General features: G+C 59.0%; 15 protein-coding genes. 6 read left to right on the top strand and 9 right to left on the bottom strand.

Translation table 11 applies throughout. The features are described from left to right. Positions 1–29: 29 nt before the first annotated feature. The gene (gene katA / locus ACJ8IJ_RS04855) at positions 30–1,466 is read right to left on the bottom strand and encodes a catalase KatA (RefSeq protein WP_015378563.1); all 1,437 of its coding nucleotides are present in this window, start codon (positions 1,464–1,466) and stop codon (positions 30–32) included. A gap of 338 nt (positions 1,467–1,804) precedes the next feature. Between katA and ACJ8IJ_RS04850 the strand changes: the two genes are divergently transcribed. After that, complete coding sequence (locus ACJ8IJ_RS04850) at positions 1,805–2,344, top strand: YfaZ family outer membrane protein (protein ID WP_004935943.1); 540 nt, start codon at positions 1,805–1,807, stop codon at positions 2,342–2,344. Positions 2,345–2,405: 61 nt separating this feature from the next. Here ACJ8IJ_RS04850 and tyrP read toward each other — a convergent pair whose 3' ends face one another. Beyond that, on the bottom strand, positions 2,406–3,614 hold the full coding sequence (gene tyrP / locus ACJ8IJ_RS04845) for a tyrosine transporter TyrP (protein ID WP_004935940.1): 1,209 nt from the start codon (positions 3,612–3,614) through the stop codon (positions 2,406–2,408). 245 nt (positions 3,615–3,859) lie between these two features. On the opposite strand from tyrP, the gene ACJ8IJ_RS04840 reads away from it, so the two are divergent. Further along, positions 3,860–5,056 (top strand): nicotinamide mononucleotide deamidase-related protein YfaY, encoded by a 1,197-nt coding sequence (locus ACJ8IJ_RS04840; RefSeq protein ID WP_004935929.1) that lies wholly within the window; start codon positions 3,860–3,862, stop codon positions 5,054–5,056. Between the two features lie 3 nt (positions 5,057–5,059). Here ACJ8IJ_RS04840 and ACJ8IJ_RS04835 read toward each other — a convergent pair whose 3' ends face one another. After that, the gene (locus tag ACJ8IJ_RS04835) at positions 5,060–6,268 is read right to left on the bottom strand and encodes an FAD-dependent oxidoreductase (RefSeq protein ID WP_442518320.1); all 1,209 of its coding nucleotides are present in this window, start codon (positions 6,266–6,268) and stop codon (positions 5,060–5,062) included. Between the two features lie 116 nt (positions 6,269–6,384). Between ACJ8IJ_RS04835 and ACJ8IJ_RS04830 the strand changes: the two genes are divergently transcribed. Further along, positions 6,385–7,206, top strand: coding sequence for an AraC family transcriptional regulator (locus ACJ8IJ_RS04830; protein ID WP_442518319.1), 822 nt, complete (start codon positions 6,385–6,387; stop codon positions 7,204–7,206). A gap of 231 nt (positions 7,207–7,437) precedes the next feature. Beyond that, a complete protein-coding gene (locus tag ACJ8IJ_RS04825; RefSeq protein ID WP_004935921.1) occupies positions 7,438–7,590 on the top strand; it encodes a Hok/Gef family protein in 153 nt (50 codons plus the stop codon). A 59-nt stretch (positions 7,591–7,649) separates the two neighbouring features. Here the strand turns inward: ACJ8IJ_RS04825 and yfaE are convergent, their stop codons facing one another. The 4 genes from yfaE to ubiG all read right to left on the bottom strand — a co-directional run bounded on the left by yfaE (position 7,650) and on the right by ubiG (position 12,564). Continuing rightward, complete coding sequence (gene yfaE / locus ACJ8IJ_RS04820) at positions 7,650–7,910, bottom strand: class I ribonucleotide reductase maintenance protein YfaE (RefSeq protein WP_015378558.1); 261 nt, start codon at positions 7,908–7,910, stop codon at positions 7,650–7,652. Positions 7,911–7,913: 3 nt separating this feature from the next. Continuing rightward, positions 7,914–9,044, bottom strand: a complete 1,131-nt coding sequence (gene nrdB / locus ACJ8IJ_RS04815) for a class Ia ribonucleoside-diphosphate reductase subunit beta (protein WP_004935915.1) — start codon at positions 9,042–9,044, stop codon at positions 7,914–7,916. Between the two features lie 67 nt (positions 9,045–9,111). Further along, on the bottom strand, positions 9,112–11,400 hold the full coding sequence (gene nrdA / locus ACJ8IJ_RS04810) for a class 1a ribonucleoside-diphosphate reductase subunit alpha (protein WP_004935912.1): 2,289 nt from the start codon (positions 11,398–11,400) through the stop codon (positions 9,112–9,114). Positions 11,401–11,838: 438 nt separating this feature from the next. Beyond that, the gene (ubiG, locus tag ACJ8IJ_RS04805; RefSeq protein ID WP_154871019.1) at positions 11,839–12,564 is read right to left on the bottom strand and encodes a bifunctional 2-polyprenyl-6-hydroxyphenol methylase/3-demethylubiquinol 3-O-methyltransferase UbiG; all 726 of its coding nucleotides are present in this window, start codon (positions 12,562–12,564) and stop codon (positions 11,839–11,841) included. 212 nt (positions 12,565–12,776) lie between these two features. Between ubiG and gyrA the strand changes: the two genes are divergently transcribed. Together gyrA and rcsC are read left to right on the top strand one after the other, a co-directional pair. Beyond that, positions 12,777–15,419, top strand: a complete 2,643-nt coding sequence (gene gyrA, locus ACJ8IJ_RS04800) for a DNA topoisomerase (ATP-hydrolyzing) subunit A (RefSeq protein WP_004935906.1) — start codon at positions 12,777–12,779, stop codon at positions 15,417–15,419. A gap of 166 nt (positions 15,420–15,585) precedes the next feature. Beyond that, complete coding sequence (rcsC, locus tag ACJ8IJ_RS04795) at positions 15,586–18,447, top strand: two-component system sensor histidine kinase RcsC (protein WP_131164974.1); 2,862 nt, start codon at positions 15,586–15,588, stop codon at positions 18,445–18,447. Between the two features lie 61 nt (positions 18,448–18,508). On the opposite strand, the gene rcsB is transcribed toward rcsC, so the two are convergent. Together rcsB and rcsD are read right to left on the bottom strand one after the other, a co-directional pair. After that, complete coding sequence (rcsB, locus tag ACJ8IJ_RS04790) at positions 18,509–19,159, bottom strand: response regulator transcription factor RcsB (protein WP_004935900.1); 651 nt, start codon at positions 19,157–19,159, stop codon at positions 18,509–18,511. Then, positions 19,152–21,854, bottom strand: coding sequence for a phosphotransferase RcsD (gene rcsD / locus ACJ8IJ_RS04785; protein WP_442518318.1), 2,703 nt, complete (start codon positions 21,852–21,854; stop codon positions 19,152–19,154). The genes rcsB and rcsD overlap by 8 nt, the downstream gene beginning before the upstream one ends. Positions 21,855–21,863 lie beyond the last annotated feature (9 nt).

Here is a 21,863-nt window from a genome sequence, read left to right as displayed (position 1 = left end):
AGGGCGGCTGAGTGGATGGCCGCAGGAGGTTATTTCAGCCCCAACGCCTTGGCGACGCCGGCGCCGTAGTCCGGGTGCACCTTGGTGAACAGCTCGACCTGACGGCGCTGGATCTGTTCCGGCACCTGCGACAGTTCGCCGGCGATGCGGGTGAACATGCGCTGGTGCTCTTCGGCGCTCAGCAGGTTGAACAGCGCGCGCGGCTGGCTGTAGTAATCGTCGTCTTCACGATGGTTCCAGTGGTCGGCCGCGCCCTCAATGCTCAGCGGCGGTTCGCTGAAGTCCGGCTGCTCCTGGAACAGGCCGAAGCTGTTCGGTTCGTAGGTGGCGCCGTTGCCGCTGTTGCCGTCCACGCGCATCGCGCCGTCGCGATGGTAGTTGTGGAACGGGCATTTGGCGCCGTTCACCGGGATCTGGTGGTGGTTGACGCCCAGGCGGTAGCGGTGCGCATCGCCATAGGAGAACAGACGGCCCTGCAGCATTTTATCCGGCGAGAAGCTGATGCCCGGCACCACGTTGGCGGGGTTCATCGCTACCTGCTCGACCTCGGAGAAGTAGTTGTCGGGGTTGCGGTTGAGCTCGAAATAGCCGACGTCGATCAGCGGGTAGTCGCCGTGCGGCCACACCTTGGTCAGATCGAACGGGTTATAGGGCGTCTGCGAGGCCTCGTGTTCCGGCATGATCTGAATTTGCAGCTTCCAGCGCGGGAAGTCGCCGCGTTTGATCGCCTCGAACAGATCGCGCTGTGAGCTTTCGCGATCCTTGGCGATGATCGCTTCCGCTTCTTCATCCATCAGGTTTTCAATGCCTTGTTCGCAGCGGAAGTGGAATTTCACCCAGAAGCGCTCGTTGGCGGCATTGATAAAGCTGAAGGTGTGGCTGCCGAAGCCGTGCATGTGGCGGTAGGACTTCGGAATACCGCGATCGCTGAAGTCGATGGTCAACTGGTGCAGTGATTCCGGCAGGTGGGAGAAGAAGTCCCACTTGTAGACCGGGTTACGCAGGTTGGTATGCGGATCGCGTTTCACCACGTGGTTGAGATCGGGGAATTTCAGCGGATCGCGCAGATAGAACACCGGCGTATCGTTACCCACCAGATCCCAGTTGCCTTCTTCGGTATAGAACTTCATGGCGAAGCCGCGAATGTCGCGTTCGGCGTCGGCGGCGCCGCGTTCACCGGCGACGGTGGAGAAGCGGATAAACATGTCGGTCTGCTTACCGATTTCGGAGAAGATCTTGGCGCGGGTGTAGCGGGTGATGTCGTGGGTGACGGTAAAGGTACCGTAGGCGCCGGATCCCTTGGCATGCATGCGGCGCTCGGGGATGACTTCACGGTCGAAGTGGGCCAGTTTTTCCAGGAACCACACGTCCTGCAACAGCATCGGGCCGCGTTTGCCCGCGGTGATCACGTTATTGTTATCGACAACCGGGGCGCCGGCTGCGGTGGTCAGTCCTTTCTTGCTCATCACTTGCTCCTTATCGTAGTGCATTTAAGTAAAGACTCGGGCGGTTTAAGCGTTCATCAGCATAGTCCTTTGGCGGGGCTTCTTCCCCTGACCTTGGTCAAAGCCACTACTAGTTGTAGCCCTATTGCCGAGCGACGGCAAATAGGTCTCGGTTATCGTTGGCATCGCCTTGACGAATATGGATTTTTGTTTGCAAATTTTTACATTTATTTGATTATTGAAGAATTTTTTCGCTTTTATCCCTTAAATACTCATTGCGCTTTGGTATAGACTCGTGACGTTATTATTATGCGTTGATTCGATCATTCGGTACGGATGACAAACCAGAGGGAAAGATGATGAAAAAGACTTGGGTCGCGTGCGCGGCAGGATTGCTGTTGGTGACCGGCGCGGCGAACGCCATCAGCGTGTCGGGCGAAGCCGGGCAGCACTACACCAACCTGGGCGTTGGCATGAGCACCGGCTCTTCAGGTCTGGGCCTGACCGGCAACTGGGCGCGCAGCGACCATGACGGCAACGTCGGCAGCGTGGGGTTGAACTTCGGCGTGCCGCTGGGGCCGTTGACGGCGACCGTGGGCGCCAAAGCGCTGTACCTCAGCCCGAAAGACGGGAAGAGCGGCGGGGCGGTGGCGCTGGGCGGCGGCCTGGAGTGGGAGATTAACCGTTACTTCAGCCTGCACGGCGAAGGTTACTTTGCCCCTGAGTCTTTCACCAGCGGCGTGAAGGCCTATAACGAAGCCAGCGGCGGCCTGCGCTGGAAGTTCCGTCCGCTGAGCGTGGACGTGGGCTACCGTTACATGCAGATGGAAGGCAAAGACGGGCGTCGCGACAACACCCTGGCCGATGGCCCTTATGTCGGTGTCGGTCTGAGCTTCTGACGCTCAGCAAAAAGGGGCCATTGCGGCCCCTTTCTCTTTATCATTTCTTGTCTTTCGTCGCTTACCCGACCGCCGGCAGCATGCCGCTGGCGATGCCCAGTTGGATGGCGATCACCGTTACCCCGCAGACAAACACCAACGCCAGCGCTGGGGTGCCGCCCCAGACGCGATACTGCGCCTGATGTTTTTGGCGGGTTTTCCACACCAGCAGCGAAGGCAGCAGCAGCGCCAGCACCGACAGGGCGATGGCGGCGAAACCCAGCGCCAGCACGAAACCGCGCGGGTAGAACAGCGCGAAGGCCAGCGGCGGCAGGAAGGTGATGGCGCCGGTTTGCAGGCGGCCACGCACGTTATCTTGCCGCTTGAACAGGTCAGCCAGGAAATCGAACAGCCCAAGCGCAACGCCGAGGAACGAGGTCGCCAGCGCCAGATCGGCGAACAGGTGCACCGCCAGTTCAACGTGCGGCGAAGCTACTGCATCACGCACCGCCTGCAACAGGCCATTCAGCCCGGCCTGCTGTGCCAGAATGCCGACGAAGGTGTCGGAGCTGATGCTGCCCAGCGTCGCCAGTTGCCAGAAGATATAGGCGATCAGCGGGATGGCGCTGCCGATGATAAACACCCAACGCAGTTTGCGAATGTTGCCGCCCATGTAGTTGACGATGCTCGGCACGCTGCCGTGGAAGCCAAATGAGGTGAAGATCACCGGAATGGCCGACAGCGCCAGGCCTTGCTCCAGCGGCAACGTCATCAGGTTGGTTTGGTGGATATTCGGCAACATCAGGCCGAGCATCACCACCAGAAATACCACTTTGGCGCTGAACAGGATACGGTTGAACAAGTCGACCGAGTGGGTACCGATGCACACTACGCCACCGGCCACCAGGGTGAACAACAGAACGCCGAGCGACACCGGGAAGTCCTGCGATGTCCATTGGCTGATACTGGTGGCGAGCAATTCGCCGGCGCCGCTGATGTAGGCGGCGGTGAGGGCGTACATCAGAAACATCATGCTGAAGCTGGTCAGCCATTGGCCGCCGCCGCCGAGATAACGTTTGGCGAGGGTACCCAGACCGGTATCCGCCTGCTCATGCTGGTAAACCTCTACCAGCAGCAGCGCGGTGTAACACATCAATAGCCACAGCCCGACCAGTAAGGCCAGCGTGACGCCGAAGCCGACGCCGGCCGCCGCCAGTGGCATCGCCAGCATCCCGGCGCCAATGGTGGTGCCCGCCACGATAAAAACACTGCCAAGAGTGCGATTCTTCACGTTTTTTCTCTACCAGCCGAAAGATTTTGAAAATTATAGGTAACGATTTATGAGGATGGCAGGATAGTGGAAGCCCTAATTTGTGTCAAACCGGCGTTACGCGCGGTGTACATAAATATTTACATCGTGGCGACCGGCATGGCACATGAGAAACGAACCCATGGCTGAAATTATCCGCAGGCGGCTAGTGAAAAGTTATTTACGGGCTTCTATAGTGGAATGACCAAAAAATGTGGGAGAGATCAATGTTAAGGGTGGAGATGCTCAGCACCGGCGATGAGGTGCTGCACGGGCAAATTATTGATACCAACGCCGCCTGGCTGGCGGACTACCTGTTCCAGCAGGGGGTGCCGATGAGCGGGCGGGAAACGGTCGGGGACAGCCTCTCTGCGTTGATCGAGATCCTGCAGGAACGCAGCCACATCGCCGATGTGTTGATCGTCAACGGCGGCCTGGGGCCGACCAGCGACGATCTCAGCGCGCTGGCCGCCGCGAAAGCCAGCGGCGTAGAGCTGGTCGAACGGGCCGACTGGGTGGCGCGCATGGAAGCCTATTTCGCCGAGCGCGGGCGGCCGATGGCCCCTTCCAACCGCAAGCAGGCGCAGATCCCGGCCAACGCGGAAATGCTGGATAACCCGGTGGGCACCGCCTGCGGGTTCGCGCTGCAGCTGAACCAATGCCTGATGTTCTTCACCCCCGGCGTGCCGTCGGAATTCAAAGTGATGGTTGAACAGCAGATCGTGCCGCGTCTGCGCCAGCGCTTCACCTTGCCGGCGCCGCCGCTGTGCCTGCGCCTGACGACCTTCGGCACCTCCGAGAGCGATCTGGCCGCCGAGCTGGACGGCATGCCGCTGCCGCCGGACGTGGTGTTGGGTTACCGTTCCTCCAGCCCGATCATCGAACTGAAGCTGACCGGGCCGGAAAGCCGGCGTGCGGAGATGGAGCTGGCCTGGCGACGCGTGCGCGAAGTGGCGGGGGACAACTGCATCTTTGAAGGCACCGACGGGTTGCCGGCGACGCTGACGCAGCGTCTGAATCAGCAAGGGCTGAAGCTGGCGTTGAGCGAGCAGTTCAGCGGCGGTTTGATCAATCTGCAGCTGCAGAGCGAAGGGGCGCCTCTGGCGGGTGGCGAGCTGCTGCCGGCGCACTGCATCGAAACGCTGGAAACGACGCTGGCGCGCGCCCGCTCGCTGGCAGAATTGACCGGCGCGCCGTTGGCGTTGGCGGTCAGCGCCATGCGCGATGAGCAGGTGAGTATTGCGCTGCACACGCCTCGCGGCGGCATTGGCCAGACCGTGCGTTATCGCGCGTCGCGCCACGGCCTGCGGCTGCGTCAGGAGTCGGTCGCGATGCTGGCGTTGGATATGCTGCGCCGCTGGCTGAATGGGGGCCAGGCGTGCGGTAAAAACGCCTGGCTGGAGGTGGTGGAAATTATCGAGTGACGCTCATGGCGCTGAGTTGTCTGCCTCACTGTTTTGTTGTAGCTGTTCGGACGCCAGGCGTGAAAGACGTATTGCCGCGGCGCCTCGCGTTTGCAGCTCTGTACCGTAGTTCCTGAGCGCCTGCGCGGCGCTGTCTGAGTGCGCCAGATGCGCCGCCAGGCTGGCGGCGTCTACCAGTGCGGTGTTGGCGCCGAGCCCACCCGCCGGGCTCATGGCGTGCACGGCGTCGCCGAGAAAGGCGATGCGTTCGCTGTGCCATTCTGGCATCGCCGCCGTAACCTGCACCGTCCGCACGCTGAGCGACAGGGGATCCGCCAGCGCTAACGCCGTTTGCAAGGCGGGCGCCCATCCCTGCGAGATATGCCGTACGCGCGCCTGCAGCGCAGCGGTTCCCTCAGTTCGCACCGGCCCGCCGAGACGCCCAGCCGATCCGATACAGGCCCAATAGAGATAGTCGTCGACCGGTGAGAGGCGGCAATCGGGCGCGTAGTCGGCCGCCAGCTGCGCCATGGGGGCCTGAAAGCGCATCGGTTCAACCACCAGCGACACGCCGTCGGCGAAGATCACCGATACGCCGTTCAGCAGCTCGGGGGCCAATTGGGCCCCGGTCGCCGCATCGAGCGGCGTTTTACCGTAAAGGGTGACCGCGCCGCTGTCTTTGGGCCCCGCCTCAGGCAGGCAGCGCCGCCGTACCAGCGAGTTGACGCCGTCGGCGGCGATCAGCACATCGACCCGCACTTGCTCGCCGTTGGCGAACTGCAGTTCCACGCCCTGCGGCGTTTGTGCAAATTCACGCAAGGTATGGCCGAAGCGCACCTGATCTTGCAGACCGGTAAGCAGGATCTCGCGCAGCGTTTGGCGATGAATGCCGAGATCGCCGCCCGGTTCTTGCGTTTGGCGCTGGCTGGAGGGCAACCAGTGCTCGGGGCGCCGGCCGGTGAGCGGGGCAAGCTGCGGATCCCATAGATTGCTCTCGCCGCTGTTTTGCGCGCTGCCGGCGCAGAGCAACCGGTAGTGTGCCGGCGGCAGACAGGCGGCCAGCGCCTGCTGGCCCGACGGATCGATGCGCAGCCGGTAGCCCTGATCGCGCGCCTGCGGTGTGGCGTCGCGTTCAAATACCGTGGCGTGGATGCCGAAGCGGCGCAGTCCCTGAGCCAGACACAGGCCGCCGGGCCCGGCGCCGATAATGCCAATGCTGAGTGTTGTCATCATGTTCCCTCGTGTGTCAGTGGCCGCAGACGGTCGCGGCCGGAAGCATTTCATTATGTCGGCGCGGGAAAAGGTTGGTATAACGGTATCTGGACTAAAAATAGTGATTAGTGGCCAATATGGATGCAAACCTTCATGCCCTCGACGCTGACTGCAGCGAATGGTCCGCGGGCCCCTGGCTGATCGCTCTTGGCGGCCGCGACGCGGCAGGCCGGGAGTATCGGTTGGGCACGCGAGAATACGACTGGCATCAGCATGTGCGCGGGCAGTTGCTGTGCGTCGAAAGCGGCTTGCTGCATGTACGCACGGCGCAGGGCGATTGGGTGCTGCCGCCTCAGCGGGCGGGTTGGATCCCGCCGGCGACGGAGCACCGGGTGCAGGTTTGCGGCGCGCTGAGCGGCTGGAGTTTGCTGCTGGCGCCTGAGGCCTGCCACGATCTGTCGAATACACCTTGCGTTATCGGCATCAGCGCCGTGCTGCAGGCGCTGGCTCAGCGTGCGGAAGGCTGGGATAAACGCTGCGCGCTTACCCTGGAGCAGGATCGTATGGCGCAGGTGATGCGGGATGAGATACGTCAGGCGCCGACGGAGCCGCTGTATTTGCCGATGTCGTTCCATCCGCGCCTGGCCGGCGTTCTGCAGGCCTTGCTGGCGCAACCGGGGAGCGAACGTTCACTGGAGGCGTGGGCTGAATGGGGGGCGATGTCGCCGCGTACCCTGCGGCGGCTGATGATCGGCGAGACGGGGTTGAGTTTTGCCCAGTGGCGTCAGCAGGCCCGGTTGTCATATGCATTGGCGAAGCTGGCCGAAGGCGAAACGGTGCTGCAGATTGCGGAGGCGCTGGGGTATGCCTCGCCGAGCAATTTTATCGCCATGTTTCGTAAAGCCTTCGGCGATTCCCCGGCGCGTTATTTTTCCACATCGGCGGGAAAGGGGCGCTAAGCGAGATACTTTGAGGATAGTTATATATCCCTGATTAATCATAATCTTATAGGGGATATTCGCGGTGAGGGAATGCTGTTACTCTCTTGACGGGTGCTTGAGACTGTTCGTCTTGGGCATTGTGTGACAGGGCGGATAGATGAAAGCCCCAGACTGACTCTCAATCAGAATGGGGCTGCACATACCGCCTAGACACCGGTATGGTAGCCCCTTCACAGCAAGGAGGCAAGCATGCGCTTAAGGCATGTGTTTCACTCGCTAACCGTTGTATGTATTACGGTTTTGTTATTTATCTGGATGATAAGAGACTCGCTGTGCGAGCTGAAAATCTACCAGGAAAATATCACTATCCTGATCAGGTTGGCGTGTGAGGTGAAGAGGTAATCCTAGGGCGGGGGCAACCCCGCCTTCTGGTCTCCAGGCGCGGTTTCCGGCACCCGACTTTACATTTCCAGCTCGATATCCGTCAGCGGCATGCAGCAGCAGGGCAGGATTTCACCGGCGTTGATAAACGCCAGCGGCTGTTGGCGGTAGGCTACTTCGCCTTTCACCAGCTTCAGGCGGCAGGCGCCGCAATAGCCGGAGCGGCATTGGTACTCCACCTGCACGTCGTGCAGTTCCAGCACGTCGAGCAGGCAGTTTTCACTGTTAGGGCAAGAGAGCTGCGTGCCGGCGGCGCGCAGCGTTACGGTTGGCGTCGCCATCGCTTACAGTTCGAAGTCGCTCAGGTCGTCGGCGTTGATCTCCGAGTCGATCTGGCCAACCAGGTAAGAGCTCACTTCCACTTCCTGCGGCGCTACCTGCACGTTGTCGGACACCAACCAGGCGTTGATCCACGGGATCGGGTTGGAGCGGGTTTCGAACGGCAGACCGAGGCCGACCGCCTGCATGCGGATATTGGTGATGTATTCCACATACTGGCACAGGATGTCTTTGTTCAGGCCAATCATCGAGCCGTCGCGGAACAGGTATTCCGCCCACTCTTTCTCCTGCTGGGCGGCCAGCACGAACAGATCGTAGCACTCTTGCTGGCACTCCTCGGCGATCTCCGCCATTTCAGGATCGTCGGCGCCGGAACGCATCAGGTTCAGCATGTGCTGGGTGCCGGTCAGGTGCAGCGCTTCGTCGCGGGCGATCAGTTTGATGATCTTGGCGTTGCCTTCCATCAATTCGCGCTCGGCGAACGCGAAGGAGCAGGCAAAGCTGACGTAGAAGCGGATCGCTTCCAGCGCGTTCACGCTCATCAGGCACAGGTACAGCTGCTTCTTCAGCGCACGCAGATTGACGGTGACGGTTTTACCGTTCACCTGGTGGGTGCCTTCACCCAGCAGGTGATAGTAGCTGGTCATCTCGATCAGATCGTCGTAGTAGCCGGAAATGTCTTTCGCGCGCTTCTTGATCTCTTCGTTGGTGACGATGTCGTCGAACACCAGCGCCGGATCGTTGACGATGTTGCGGATGATGTGGGTGTAGGAACGGGAGTGGATGGTCTCGGAGAACGACCAGGTTTCCACCCAGGTTTCCAGTTCAGGGATCGAGATCAGCGGCAGCAGGGCGACGTTCGGGCTGCGGCCCTGAATGGAGTCCAGCAGGGTCTGATACTTCAGGTTGCTGATGAAGATGTGCTTCTCGTGCTCCGGCAGCGCCTGATAATCGATGCGATCGCGAGAGACGTCAACCTCTTCCGGGCGCCAGAAGAAGGAGAGCTGTTTTTCGATCAGTTTTTCGAAGATTTCATGCTTTTGCTGGTCGAAACGCGCAACGTTTACCGATTGGCCGAAGAACATCGGCTCTTGCAGCTGGTCGTTTTTGGTCTGAGAAAAAGTGGTGTAAGCCATAAGCCTGAATCCATCGTAACGTGGCTAAATGAAGGGGCCGGAAAATTCCGGCCCGCTAGGTCAAACTTTAGATCTTGCAGGCGCCGCTTTCGCAGTCATCATCGCCGGCCTTGGCAGGCTGCAAATCTTCCTGGGCGTCTTCCGCGCCGTCGCGGGTGTTTTGGTAGTACAGCGTTTTCACGCCGAACTTGTAGGTGGTGAGCAGGTCTTTCAACAGCTGCTTCATCGGCACCTTGCCGCCCGGGAAGCGGGTCGGATCGTAGTTGGTGTTGGCCGAAATCGACTGGTCGATGAATTTCTGCATCAGCCCCACCAGCTGCAGATAGCCGTCGTTGCTCGGCATTTCCCACAGCAGCTCGTAGTTGTCTTTCAGACGCTCATACTCCGGCACCACCTGGCGCAGGATGCCGTCTTTCGACGCCTTGATGCTGATGTGGCCGCGCGGCGGCTCGATGCCGTTGGTGGCGTTGGAAATCTGCGAAGAGGTTTCCGACGGCATCAGGGCGGACAGCGTCGAGTTGCGCAGACCGGTTTCCTGGATCTCTTTACGCAGGGTTTCCCAGTCGTAGTGCAGCGGTTCGTTGCAGATCGCATCCAGGTCTTTCTTGTAGGTGTCGATCGGCAGGATACCCTGCGAATAGGTGGTTTCTTTGAACCACGGGCAAGCGCCTTGTTCCTGAGCCAGGCGGTTGGAGGCTTTCAGCAGGTAGTACTGAATGGCTTCGAACGTTTTGTGGGTCAGGTTGTTGGCGCTGCCATCGGAGTAGCGCACGCCGTTCTTCGCCAGGTAATAGGCGAAGTTGATCACGCCAATGCCCAGGGTGCGACGCCCCATCGCGCCACGGTGTGCGGCCTTGATCGGATAATCCTGATAATCCAGCAGGGCGTCGAGTGAACGCACCGCCAGGGTCGCCAGCTCTTCCAGATCGTCCAGGCTGTCGATCGCGCCCAGGTTGAAGGCGGACAGGGTGCACAGCGCAATTTCGCCGTTCTCGTCGTTGACGTCTTCCAGCGGCTTGGTCGGCAGGGCGATTTCCAGGCACAGGTTGGACTGACGCACCGGCGCGATCTGCGGATCGAACGGGCTGTGGGTGTTGCAGTGGTCGACGTTCTGGATGTAGATGCGGCCGGTAGAGGCGCGTTCTTGCATCATCAGCGAGAACAGCTCAACCGCTTTCACGCGCTTCTGGCGAATGCTGTCGTCTTTTTCGTACTGAGTGTACAGACGCTCGAATTCGTCCTGATCGGCGAAGAATGCGTCATACAGCCCCGGCACGTCGGACGGGCTGAACAGGGTGATGTCTTCGCCCTTGATCAGACGCTGGTACATCAGGCGGTTCAGCTGCACGCCGTAGTCCATGTGACGCACGCGGTTGCCTTCAACGCCGCGGTTGTTTTTCAGCACCAGCAGGCTTTCCACTTCCAGGTGCCACATCGGGTAGAACAGCGTTGCCGCGCCACCGCGCACGCCGCCCTGCGAGCAGGATTTGACGGCGGTCTGGAAGTGTTTGTAGAACGGGATGCAGCCGGTATGGAAGGCTTCCCCGCCACGGATCGGGCTGCCCAGCGCGCGGATGCGGCCGGCGTTGATGCCGATGCCGGCGCGTTGCGAAACGTATTTCACAATGGCGCTGGAGGTGGCGTTGATGGAGTCCAGGCTGTCGCCGCACTCGATCAGCACGCAGGAGCTGAACTGGCGGGTTGGGGTGCGTACGCCGGACATGATCGGCGTAGGCAGCGAAATCTTGAAGGTGGAAATCGCGTCGTAGAAACGTTTGACGTAGTCCAGACGAGTTTCACGCGGGTAGTTGGAGAACAGGCACGCGGACACCAGCATGTACAGGAACTGGGCGCTTTCGTAGATCTCGCCGCTGACGCGGTTCTGCACCAGATACTTGCCTTCCAGCTGCTTGACGGCGGCATAAGAGAAGTTCATGTCGCGCCAGTGATCGATAAAGGAGTCCATCTGCTCGAACTCTTCAGCGCTGTAGTCTTCCAGCAGATGTTTATCGTATTTGCCCATCTCGACCATGCGGGTCACGTGAGCGTGCAGCTTCGGCGGTTCGAACTGACCGTAAGCCTTTTTACGCAGGTGGAAGATCGCCAGGCGAGCGGCCAGGTACTGATAGTCCGGCGCATCGCGGGAGATCAGATCGGCAGCGGCTTTGATGATGGTTTCGTGAATGTCGGCAGTTTTGATGCCGTCATAAAACTGAATGTGGGAACGCAACTCTACTTGAGAAACCGAGACGTTGTGCAATCCTTCTGCGGCCCAATCGATGACCCGGTGGATTTTGTCGAGGTTGATGCGCTCTTTACGGCCATCGCGTTTAGTTACAAGCAGACTTTGGTTCATGTGGTGTTTTACCTGTCCGTATGGTGCCCCTAAGCAGAAGTGTAGTCGCTCTGCTCAGTATGTAAACACTATATATAGGGGTTGTATGTCGGTGAGGTAACAAGATAGTGAGAAAAAACGGCGTTTGCAAGTGAACAAAACCGGCCTAATTTGTGGATAACTTGGGGGTGAAATGTAACTTGCCGTTCGCAGTGCGCGCCGTGACTGGCGCGACAAGCTTGTCAATAAGCGAGATCAGATTTTACTGAAAAACTGAAAAAACCGATCGTTTGGCGCTTTATTAAACGTTAGAAAAAAACGGCATATTGATCTGATTTAATATTCTAAAAAACTGTCTACAACCACGATTTTGATCGAAGTCGCGGAAATTAGGTATTTTTCCTAACAGCGCGTTGGCGCCGAACCCCGATAACGTAGGGCCGGCGCGGTTTACAGCGCTCAGCCTTCGTGCTGGGTGTGCACCATGTAGTTCACGTCAACGTTGCGCCCAAGCTTGAAATGATCGGTGATCGGGTTGTAATGCAGGCCGATCATGTGCTTTTCGCGCAGCGGCGTGCCGTCGACCCAGCCGATCAATTCGGAAGGGCGAATAAACTTCTTATGATCGTGGGTGCCCTGCGGCACCATCTTCAGCACGTACTCCGCGCCGATCACCGCCATCAACCAGGCTTTGGTGTTGCGGTTGATGGTGGAGAAGAACACGTGGCCGCCCGGTTTCACCAGTTGGGCGCAGGCGCGCACCACCGAGGCCGGATCCGGCACGTGCTCCAGCATCTCCATGCAGGTGACCACGTCGTAGCGCTGCGGGTTGGCCTGAGCGTGGCTTTCCACCGTCTCCTGCACGTAAGTCACGTTCACGCCGCTTTCCAGCGCGTGCAGCCGGGCGACCTGCAGCGGCTCCGCGCCCATGTCCAGCCCGGTTACCTTGGCGCCTTCGCGCGCCATGCTCTCCGCCAGAATGCCGCCGCCGCAGCCCACGTCGAGCACCTGCTTGTCAAAAATGCCGCCGGCGCGCTGCATGATGTAGTTCAGGCGCAGCGGGTTGATGCGGTGCAGCGGTTTGAACTCGCCTTCCAGATCCCACCAGCGGGAGGCGACGGCCTCGAACTTGGCGATTTCCTGGTGGTCAACGTTTTGCACTCGGCTGGATGATTCTGCGTTCATGGGCTTGTCTGGCTCCTTGTTCTCGTTGCGCGGATTATACATGTTCCGGCGCGGCATCGTCTGTGCCGATGCGTTTTTAGCGCACTTATCTGCACAATTTCCGTGAAACAACGGCGGTTATTTTCCCGTAAAGCGTGCTTTGTGATATAGTTTTACACCTTTGCCACTATGGCAGCGGGCAGATGAATCATTAGTAGAGGGATAGCAGCTCCATGAGCGACCTTGCCAGAGAAATCACACCGGTAAACATCGAAGACGAGTTGAAAAACTCGTATCTGGACTATGCGATGTCCGTTATTGTCGGACGTGCGCTGCCAGATGTTCGTGATGGACTGAAGCCGGTTCACCGCCGCGTTCTGTACGCGATGAGCGTATTGGGTAACGACTGGAATAAACCATACAAGAAATCGGCCCGTGTCGTCGGGGACGTGATCGGTAAATATCACCCGCACGGTGACAGCGCGGTTTACGACACTATCGTGCGTATGGCTCAGCCGTTTTCACTGCGCTACATGCTGGTGGACGGCCAGGGTAACTTCGGTTCCGTCGACGGCGACTCCGCGGCGGCGATGCGTTATACCGAAGTGCGCATGTCCAAGATTGCTCACGAACTGTTGGCGGATCTGGAAAAAGAAACCGTCGACTTCGTGCCTAACTATGATGGCACCGAGCAGATCCCGGCCGTCATGCCGACCAAGATCCCGAACCTGCTGGTCAACGGCTCGTCGGGCATCGCCGTGGGCATGGCCACCAATATTCCGCCGCACAACCTGGCGGAAGTCGTCAACGGCTGCCTGGCCTATATCGACGATGAAAACATCAGCATCGAAGGGCTGATGGAACACATCCCGGGGCCGGACTTCCCGACGGCGGCGATCATCAACGGCCGCCGCGGCATTGAAGAGGCCTATCGCACCGGGCGCGGCAAAGTCTACCTGCGCGCGCGCGCAGAAGTGGAAGCCGACGCCAAGACCGGGCGCGAAACCATCATCGTTCACGAAATCCCGTATCAGGTGAACAAGGCGCGTCTGATCGAGAAGATCGCCGAGCTGGTGAAAGAGAAACGCGTCGAAGGCATCAGCGCGCTGCGCGACGAGTCCGATAAAGACGGCATGCGCATCGTGATCGAAGTCAAACGCGACGCGGTCGGCGAAGTGGTGCTGAACAACCTGTATGCGCTGACGCAACTGCAGGTCACCTTCGGCATCAACATGGTCGCGCTGCATCAGGGGCAGCCTAAACTGCTGAACCTGAAAGACATCCTCGAAGCCTTCGTGCGCCACCGCCGCGAAGTGGTCACCCGCCGTACCATCTTCGAACTGCGCAAGGCCCGCGACCGCGCCCATATTCTGGAAGCGCTGGCTATCGCGCTGGCCAACATCGACCCGATTATCGAGCTGATTCGCCGTGCGCCGACCCCGGCGGAAGCGAAAGTCGCGCTGGTGGCGCAGCCGTGGGATCTGGGCAACGTCAGCGCCATGCTGGAACGCGCCGGTGACGACGCCGCTCGCCCTGAGTGGCTGGAGCCGGAGTTCGGCATCCGCGACGGCAAATACTACCTGACCGAGCAGCAGGCTCAGGCAATTCTGGATCTGCGCCTGCAGAAACTGACCGGCCTGGAGCACGAGAAGCTGCTGGACGAATATAAAGAACTGCTCAACTTTATCGCCGAGCTGATCTTTATTCTGGAAAGCCCAGAGCGCCTGATGGAAGTGATCCGCGAAGAGCTGGTGGCGGTCAAAGAGCTGTACAACGACGGCCGTCGCACCGAGATCACCGCCAATACTTCCGACATCAACATCGAAGACCTGATCAACCAGGAAGATGTGGTGGTGACCCTGTCTCACCAGGGTTACGTGAAGTATCAGCCGCTGTCCGACTATGAAGCGCAGCGCCGCGGCGGCAAAGGCAAGTCCGCCGCGCGTATTAAAGAAGAAGACTTTATCGATCGCCTGCTGGTGGCCAACACCCACGATACGATCCTGTGCTTCTCCAGCCGTGGCCGCCTGTATTGGATGAAGGTGTACCAACTGCCTGAAGCCAGCCGTGGCGCGCGCGGTCGCCCAATCGTCAACCTGCTGCCGCTGGAAGCCGATGAGCGTATCACCGCCATTCTGCCGGTGCGCGAGTATGAAGAAGGGCGCCACGTATTCATGGCCACCGCCAGCGGTACCGTGAAGAAAACCGCGCTGACCGAGTTCAGCCGCCCACGCAGCGCCGGCATCATCGCCGTCAACCTCAACGAGGGCGACGAGCTGATCGGCGTCGATCTGACCGACGGCAGCAACGAAGTGATGCTGTTCTCCGCCAACGGTAAAGTGGTGCGCTTCCCGGAAACGCAGGTGCGTTCGATGGGCCGTACCGCGACCGGCGTGCGCGGCATCAACCTCGGCGAAGGCGACAGCGTGATCTCACTGATCGTGCCGCGCGGCGAGGGCGACATCCTGACCGTGACGCAAAACGGCTTCGGTAAACGCACCGCGGTGACCGAGTATCCGACCAAATCGCGCGCCACTCAGGGGGTTATCTCCATCAAGGTGAGCGAGCGTAACGGCCAGGTGGTCGGTGCCGTACAGGTGGAAACCAGCGACCAGATCATGATGATCACCGATGCCGGCACGCTGGTGCGTACCCGCGTTTCGGAAGTCAGCGTGGTGGGCCGTAACACCCAGGGCGTGACGCTGATCCGTACGGCGGAAGACGAAAACGTCGTCGGTCTGCAGCGCGTGGCCGAGCCGGTGGAAGACGAAGAGCTGGACAGCCTGGAACCGGGCGCGGAAGCGGTGGAAGAAGACACTACGCCGCTGGACGATGGCGACGACGCGGCTGAGCCGATGGACGACGACAACGTTTAAGCAAGGTGAGGGCGTCGGCATGCCGACACCGTAATGCACTGAGACAAAAGGGCCTGGCAGCGATGCTAGGCCCTTTTTCAGTTATATGGTTTAATTGGCGCACCGAGCCGCCGGCCGCCGCGCCGGCGACAACGCGCGCCGTCACTGACTTTCGTATGGTATCCGATTGAAATACTTAGCCTCTTTTCGAACTACGCTGAAGATATCCCGCTATCTGTTCCGGGTACTGGCGATTTTGCTGTGGTCGTTGGGGGCGCTGCTCACCACCTTTTATATTCTGAATATCCTGCATCAGAAAGAATCTGACATCCGGCAGGAGTACAACCTCAACTTCGATCAGGCGCAGGGCTACATCCGTCACTCCGCCGACATCATCCGCGACATCAAGTATATGGCGGAGAATCGCCTCAACGGTTCGGTCAGCAGCCTGGACATGTTCAGCGGCGTGTTTCCCGGCAAAGGCAGCCCGCCGCAATTCTTTCCGCTGTATCCGGAGTCCAACTGCACGCTGAGCACCACCTACCGCAGTTCGCTCGATTCGCTGAGTGGCCTGATCCAGTACTGGAAAGAGAACTTCGTGGCGGCCTACGATCTTAACCGGGTGTTCTTCATCGGCGGCGACAGCCTGTGCATGGCGGAATTCGGCGGCGGCAACGCGAGCGCCAATCGGGAAAACGTGCTGAAGTCCCTGCATGAGCGCATTCTGAAATACCGCAACGCCAAGAATCTGGACAAAGACAACAACCTGTATTGGATCAGCCCCAGTGCGCAGCGGCCCGACATCGGTTATCTGTATGTGCTGACGCCTCTCTATATCGGTAATAAGCTGGAGGCGCTGCTGGGCATCGAGCAAACCGTCCGGCTGGAAGATTTCGTCACCGCCGGCAGCCTGCCGATCGGCGTCACGCTGCTGGATGAGAATAACGAGCCGGTGCTGCGCCTGGCGGACGGCGATCGCTATGCCGCCTCACTGAACCACTATCCCGCAGATCATGCCTACTTCGGCTATGTCGACAATTACCGCGACCTGATCCTGAAGAAAGCGTTGCCGCCTTCGTCATTGAGCATCGTTTATGCGCTGCCGGTGAAAAGCGTGGTGGAACGCTTCAAGATGCTGATCCTCAACGCGCTGTTGCTGAACCTGTTATCGGCTATCGTGCTGTTCACGCTGGCCTGGCTGTTTGAGCGCAAGATGTTCTTGCCGGCGGAGGAGAACGCCTTCCGTCTGGAAGAACACGAGCAGTTCAACCGCAAGATTGTCGCCTCGGCGCCGGTGGGCATCTGCATCCTGCGTATCAGCGACGGCACCAATATCCTGAGTAACGAACTGGCGCACAACTACATCAACCTGTTGACCCACGAAGATCGCGATCGCATTACGCGCATCATTTGCGAACAGCAGGCGAATTTCGTCGATGTGATGACCAGCAACAATAACAACCTGCAGATCAGCTTTGTCCACTCGCGCTACCGCAACGAAGAAGTGGCGATCTGCGTACTGGTGGACGTCAGCGCGCGCGTGAAGATGGAAGAGTCGCTGCAGGAGATGGCGGCGGCGGCGGAGCAGGCCAGCCAGTCCAAATCGATGTTCCTGGCTACCGTCAGCCATGAGTTGCGCACGCCGCTGTACGGCATTATCGGCAACCTCGATTTGCTGCAGACCAAGGCGCTGCCGCAAGGGGTCGATCGGCTGGTCAACGCGATGAATAACTCTTCCGGCCTGCTGCTGAAAATCATCAGCGATATTCTCGATTTCTCCAAAATCGAGTCCGAGCAGCTGAAGATCGAACCGCGCGAGTTCTCCTGCCTGGAGGTGATCACTCATATCGCCGGCAACTATTTGCCGCTGGTGGTGAAGAAACGTCTGGGGCTGTACTGCTTTATCGAACAGAACGTGCCGGAGCGCATTTTCGGCGATCCGGTGCGGCTGCAGCAGGTGCTCTCCAACCTGGTGAACAACGCCATCAAGTTCACCGATACCGGCTGTATCGTGCTGCAGGTCTGCACCCGCGGCAGCTACCTGGAATTCAGCGTGCGCGATACCGGCGTCGGTATCCCGGAGAAGGAAATCTCGCGCCTGTTCGATCCGTTCTTCCAGGTGGGAACCGGCGTGCAGCGCCACTTCCAGGGAACCGGTTTGGGGCTGGCGATCTGCGAGAAGTTGGTCAACCTGATGGACGGCGACGTCTCCGTCGAGTCCGAACCGGGGCTGGGCAGCTTGTTCAGTATTCGCATTCCATTGTTTAACGCCCAGTTCCCGATCCCGCAGGCCAGCGATACCTGGCAGGGCCGGCGGCTGTGGCTGGATATCCGCAATCAGCGCCTGGAAAGTTACCTGATGGCGATTCTGGGCGGCTACGGCGCCGATATCCAGCGCTATGACGGGCAGGATACCGTCGCCGGCGAGGTGATGCTCAGCGATTACCCGCTGATGCTGAACACGCCGCTGCTGGCTCAGATCCAGTTCTCCACCGAACATATCGGTCCATCGCAGGAAACCCGGCCGGGCTATTGGATGCACAGCACCTCTACGCCGCGTGAAACGCTGACCTTAATCAACCGGTTGTTCGGCGTCGGCAACGGCGCGGCAGAGGCGCTGGTACAGCTGCCGGTGCCCGCCAAGGCCAGTGCGGCGGACAACGGCGATATCTATCTGCTGGTGGTTGACGATCATCCGATCAACCGTCGCCTGCTTTCCGATCAGCTGGGGTCGCTGGGGTATCAGGTGGTGACCGCCAACGACGGCGTCGACGCGCTCGGCGTGCTGAAACAGCACCACGTCGATATTGTGCTGACCGACGTCAATATGCCGAACATGGACGGCTATCGTCTGACGCAGGCCTTGCGGCAGATGCAGTTCAGCGCGCCGGTGATCGGCGTGACGGCGAACGCGTTGGCGGAAGAGAAACAGCGCTGCCTCGAGGCGGGCATGGATAATTGCCTGTCGAAGCCGGTTACGCTGGAGACGCTGGAGCAGACGCTGGCTTATTACAGCCAGCAGGTACGCTACAACCGCAGCGAGGTCTGAAAAGCAAACAGGCACGGCGGATGCCGTGCCTGTTTGGCGTTAACCTGCCGTGAGGCGGGCTTTAGTCTTTGTCCAACGGCGTCATGCTGACGGACGAGAGGTAGTTGAGCAGGGCGATGTCGTTTTCGACGCCCAGCTTCATCATCGCCGATTTCTTCTGGCTGCTGATGGTTTTGATGCTGCGGTTGAGTTTCTTGGCGATTTCGGTCACCAGGAAACCTTCGGCAAACAGACGCAGCACTTCACTCTCTTTCGGCGACAGGCGTTTGTCGCCATAGCCGCTGGCGCTGATCTTCTCCAGCAGTTTGGAGACGCTTTCCGGCGTGAACTTCTTGCCTTTTTGCAGGGCGGCCAGCGCCTTCGGCAGATCGGTCGGCGCGCCTTGTTTCAGCACGATGCCTTCGATATCCAGATCCAATACCGCGCTCAGGATCGCCGGGTTGTTGTTCATGGTCAGCACGATGATCGACAACTGCGGATAATGACGCTTGATGTATTTAATCAGCGTGATGCCGTCGCCATATTTGTCACCCGGCATCGACAGATCGGTGATCAGCACGTTGGCGTCCAGCTTGGACAGATTGTTGATCAGTGCGGTTGAGTCTTCGAACTCCCCAACGACATTCACCCATTCAATTTGCTCAAGTGACTTCCGGATGCCAAACAGTACGATAGGATGGTCATCAGCAATAATTACGTTCAGGTTATTCATGTTGTTGGCTACCTTGCTTCAGCAGTCTGCTGACGAAAAAATCAATCTGACTGATGTTATTCTCGATCTCGGGCGCATCACCTTCTGCGATGCGCTGTTCTAACGATTCGCACAGCTGCTTGCCGGGAAGCAGATTTAACATGGCAAACACGCCTTTCAAGCGGTGTGCGGTTTGTGACAGCGCATTGAAATCACTGCTGCCCGCCTCAGTATACAGTTTTTTGACATCGTCGGGTACTGTATCGACAAACAGCCCATAGTAATCACTTGATTTCAATTGTTTTTCATAGAGTTGGATATCTTCTGAGCTCAATGAAAGCGGGCTTTCTTCCTGTTCCAGCGCGGCCATTTGCTGTTCGATCAGCATCAGCACGGCGTCGATTAATGCGCCGTTCAGATTATAGTTCACCCGAATGTAGCGTTTATCCAGCGCTTGCCAGCCCGGCTCATCGGTCGCCAGCAACAGGGTGTAATCATCGGCGCGCTGCGGGTTATCGGTCAGCAGCACGTCATAATCGCGATTGACCGCGCGATCTTCGGCGACGAGGCAGTCGGCGCCGTAGGCCTGCAGCAGACGGGTCACGATGCCGCGCACTTCATCCGACGTGACGTCCAGCAAGGCGGTGACGCCGTCGAGCAGCTTTTCCTGCTCCTGCGGCTCTTTTTTCTCCATCTCCATGGCGACGCGAATGGTGTAGCGAGTGCCGATATCCACCTTGCTGCGAATGTCCAACTGGCCGTTAAGCTTCTTGCACAGCTGATTGCACAGGAAGAAAGTGAGGCCGGAACCGTGGTTGAAGCGATCCACCAGCGTCTGGCTGAGGAACGGATAGTTAAGGTTGCTGATCTCTTCGTTGGAGATGCCAGAGCCGGTATCGTTAATTTGGAAAATCAGGCGGTCAGGGTGCTCGGGCTCATGGTCGATAACCAGAGAAACCTTGCCGCAGGCGGTGGTGATAATGGCGTAATGCACCAGCAGCGAGATCACCTTGCGCAGCGCGTTGGCGTCGCCGATATAGTTCTGCTCGACGTCCAGCTGGAAATGCTTGAACAGCGCCAGCCCCTTCTGATTCAGGGCAGGCAGGGCCTCAAGCAGCAACTCGTCGATCATCGCCGTCGGGTTGAACGGTTCGCGCGTCGGTTGCCAGTCTTGGGTTTCCAGCCGGGTCAGCAGGGTGATGTTATCGATCAACTCCAGCACCGAAGCCGACGCCGCCGTCAGCTGGCCCAGCAGCGCCTGCTGTTGTTCCTCATCCGGCTGGTTGCGCAGGCTGTCGACCAGATCGTGCATCTTGCGTACCGGCTGATTCAGCTCAATGCCAAGATTGTGCAGCATCAGCTTGCGCGCCTGAACGTTTTTGTCGTATTCGCGCCGCGCCTGCTGCAGCCGCTTGTTCACCATCACCTCTTTATCCTGATCGTGCATCAGGAACAGGTAGGTGTCCGGCGACAGCTGGCTGCGGAAAATGCGGATTTCATACACCTCGTTGTTGACCGTCGCCTGGATCACCCCGTGATGCTGTTCGGCCATATGGGCGATCTTTTGCAGGCTGAGGTGCGGCAGCAGGTGCTCGGCGATTTTGTTGCTGGCGATCACCGTATTGTTGGCGAAGCTGTAGACCAGTAGGCCGGAGGGCAGGCTGGAGACGATCTCCTGATTCAGCGCGCGCTCGGCCTCCAGCTCTACCGCCATATTTTCGCTCGGGCGAATGTACTGACGGCGGATAAAGTAGATGCTCAGCATCGACAGCGCCAGCAGCAGCAAGTTGACTGCGATCAGCCAAATGTTGTTGCGCAGCAGATCGATGGCCAGATTGATGGCCGAAACGCGATACATCACCTTCAGCGGCGCATTGGGCAGAGCGGCGCTGAACTCCACCCAGCCGCCGCTCATCGTCGCATGGGTACCGAGGACGGTTTCCGCCGGGATGGCGCTATCGTCGAGATCGACATCGTCCGGCAGCAGCAGGAAATTGGCGCGAGCCAGATTGGCCGGAATGATGTCGTTGATTGGCAAATCGAAGGCGATCACCGTCGCCAGATGCCCCGGCTGATTGAAAGTGGTGCGAATCGAAAACGAATAGGCGTTCTGGAAGCGCTGCTTGCGCAGGTCGGAAAAGCTCTCGCGTTCGTCGAGCATATTGGCCTGTTGCAGCATCTCGGCGCGGCGTTCGTCCGCCGAGGTGGTCAGGTAGCTTTCCCGAAAGCGCGAAGCCAGCTCTTTGAGCGGCTGGGTGGTGATCAGGCTGAGGCTATTGTCCTGACCATTGAGGTAATACATGGCGTAGTTCTCGGTCTTGGCGCCCCAGCGGGTGTCCAGGTAGTCCGAGATGTTGGCGATCATCGCCAGCGTGTTTTCGTCATGGCTGCCGAAGATCACCGCGTCGGTTTTCTTGTGCGGTTTCTCGACATAATAGACATCGGGCCGCAGGCGGGTTTCCTGCAAACCGGGATCGACATTCTGCGCCGGCGCATTGCCGAATTTGTCATAGACCTGATAGGTCATATAGCGGTAGGCATCGATACGCTTTTGCAGCGAACCGGCGATGCTGTTCAGCGTGTACTTCTTTTCCGCCAGCCAGGCGTTGGTGTAGTTGTAGCCATACAGGCCGATGCCGATCGTCAGCAGCACGATAAACAGCAGGAAGCAGCGGGTAATGTTGCTGGAGCTTATGGTCAATTGTTTATTTTGCATAGTGGCTGC

Origin of the sequence: Serratia sp. CY40230, assembly GCF_052168835.1 — a bacterium.
Classification (GTDB): domain Bacteria; phylum Pseudomonadota; class Gammaproteobacteria; order Enterobacterales; family Enterobacteriaceae; genus Serratia; species Serratia nematodiphila.
This window is presented reverse-complemented; position numbering and strand designations above follow the sequence as displayed.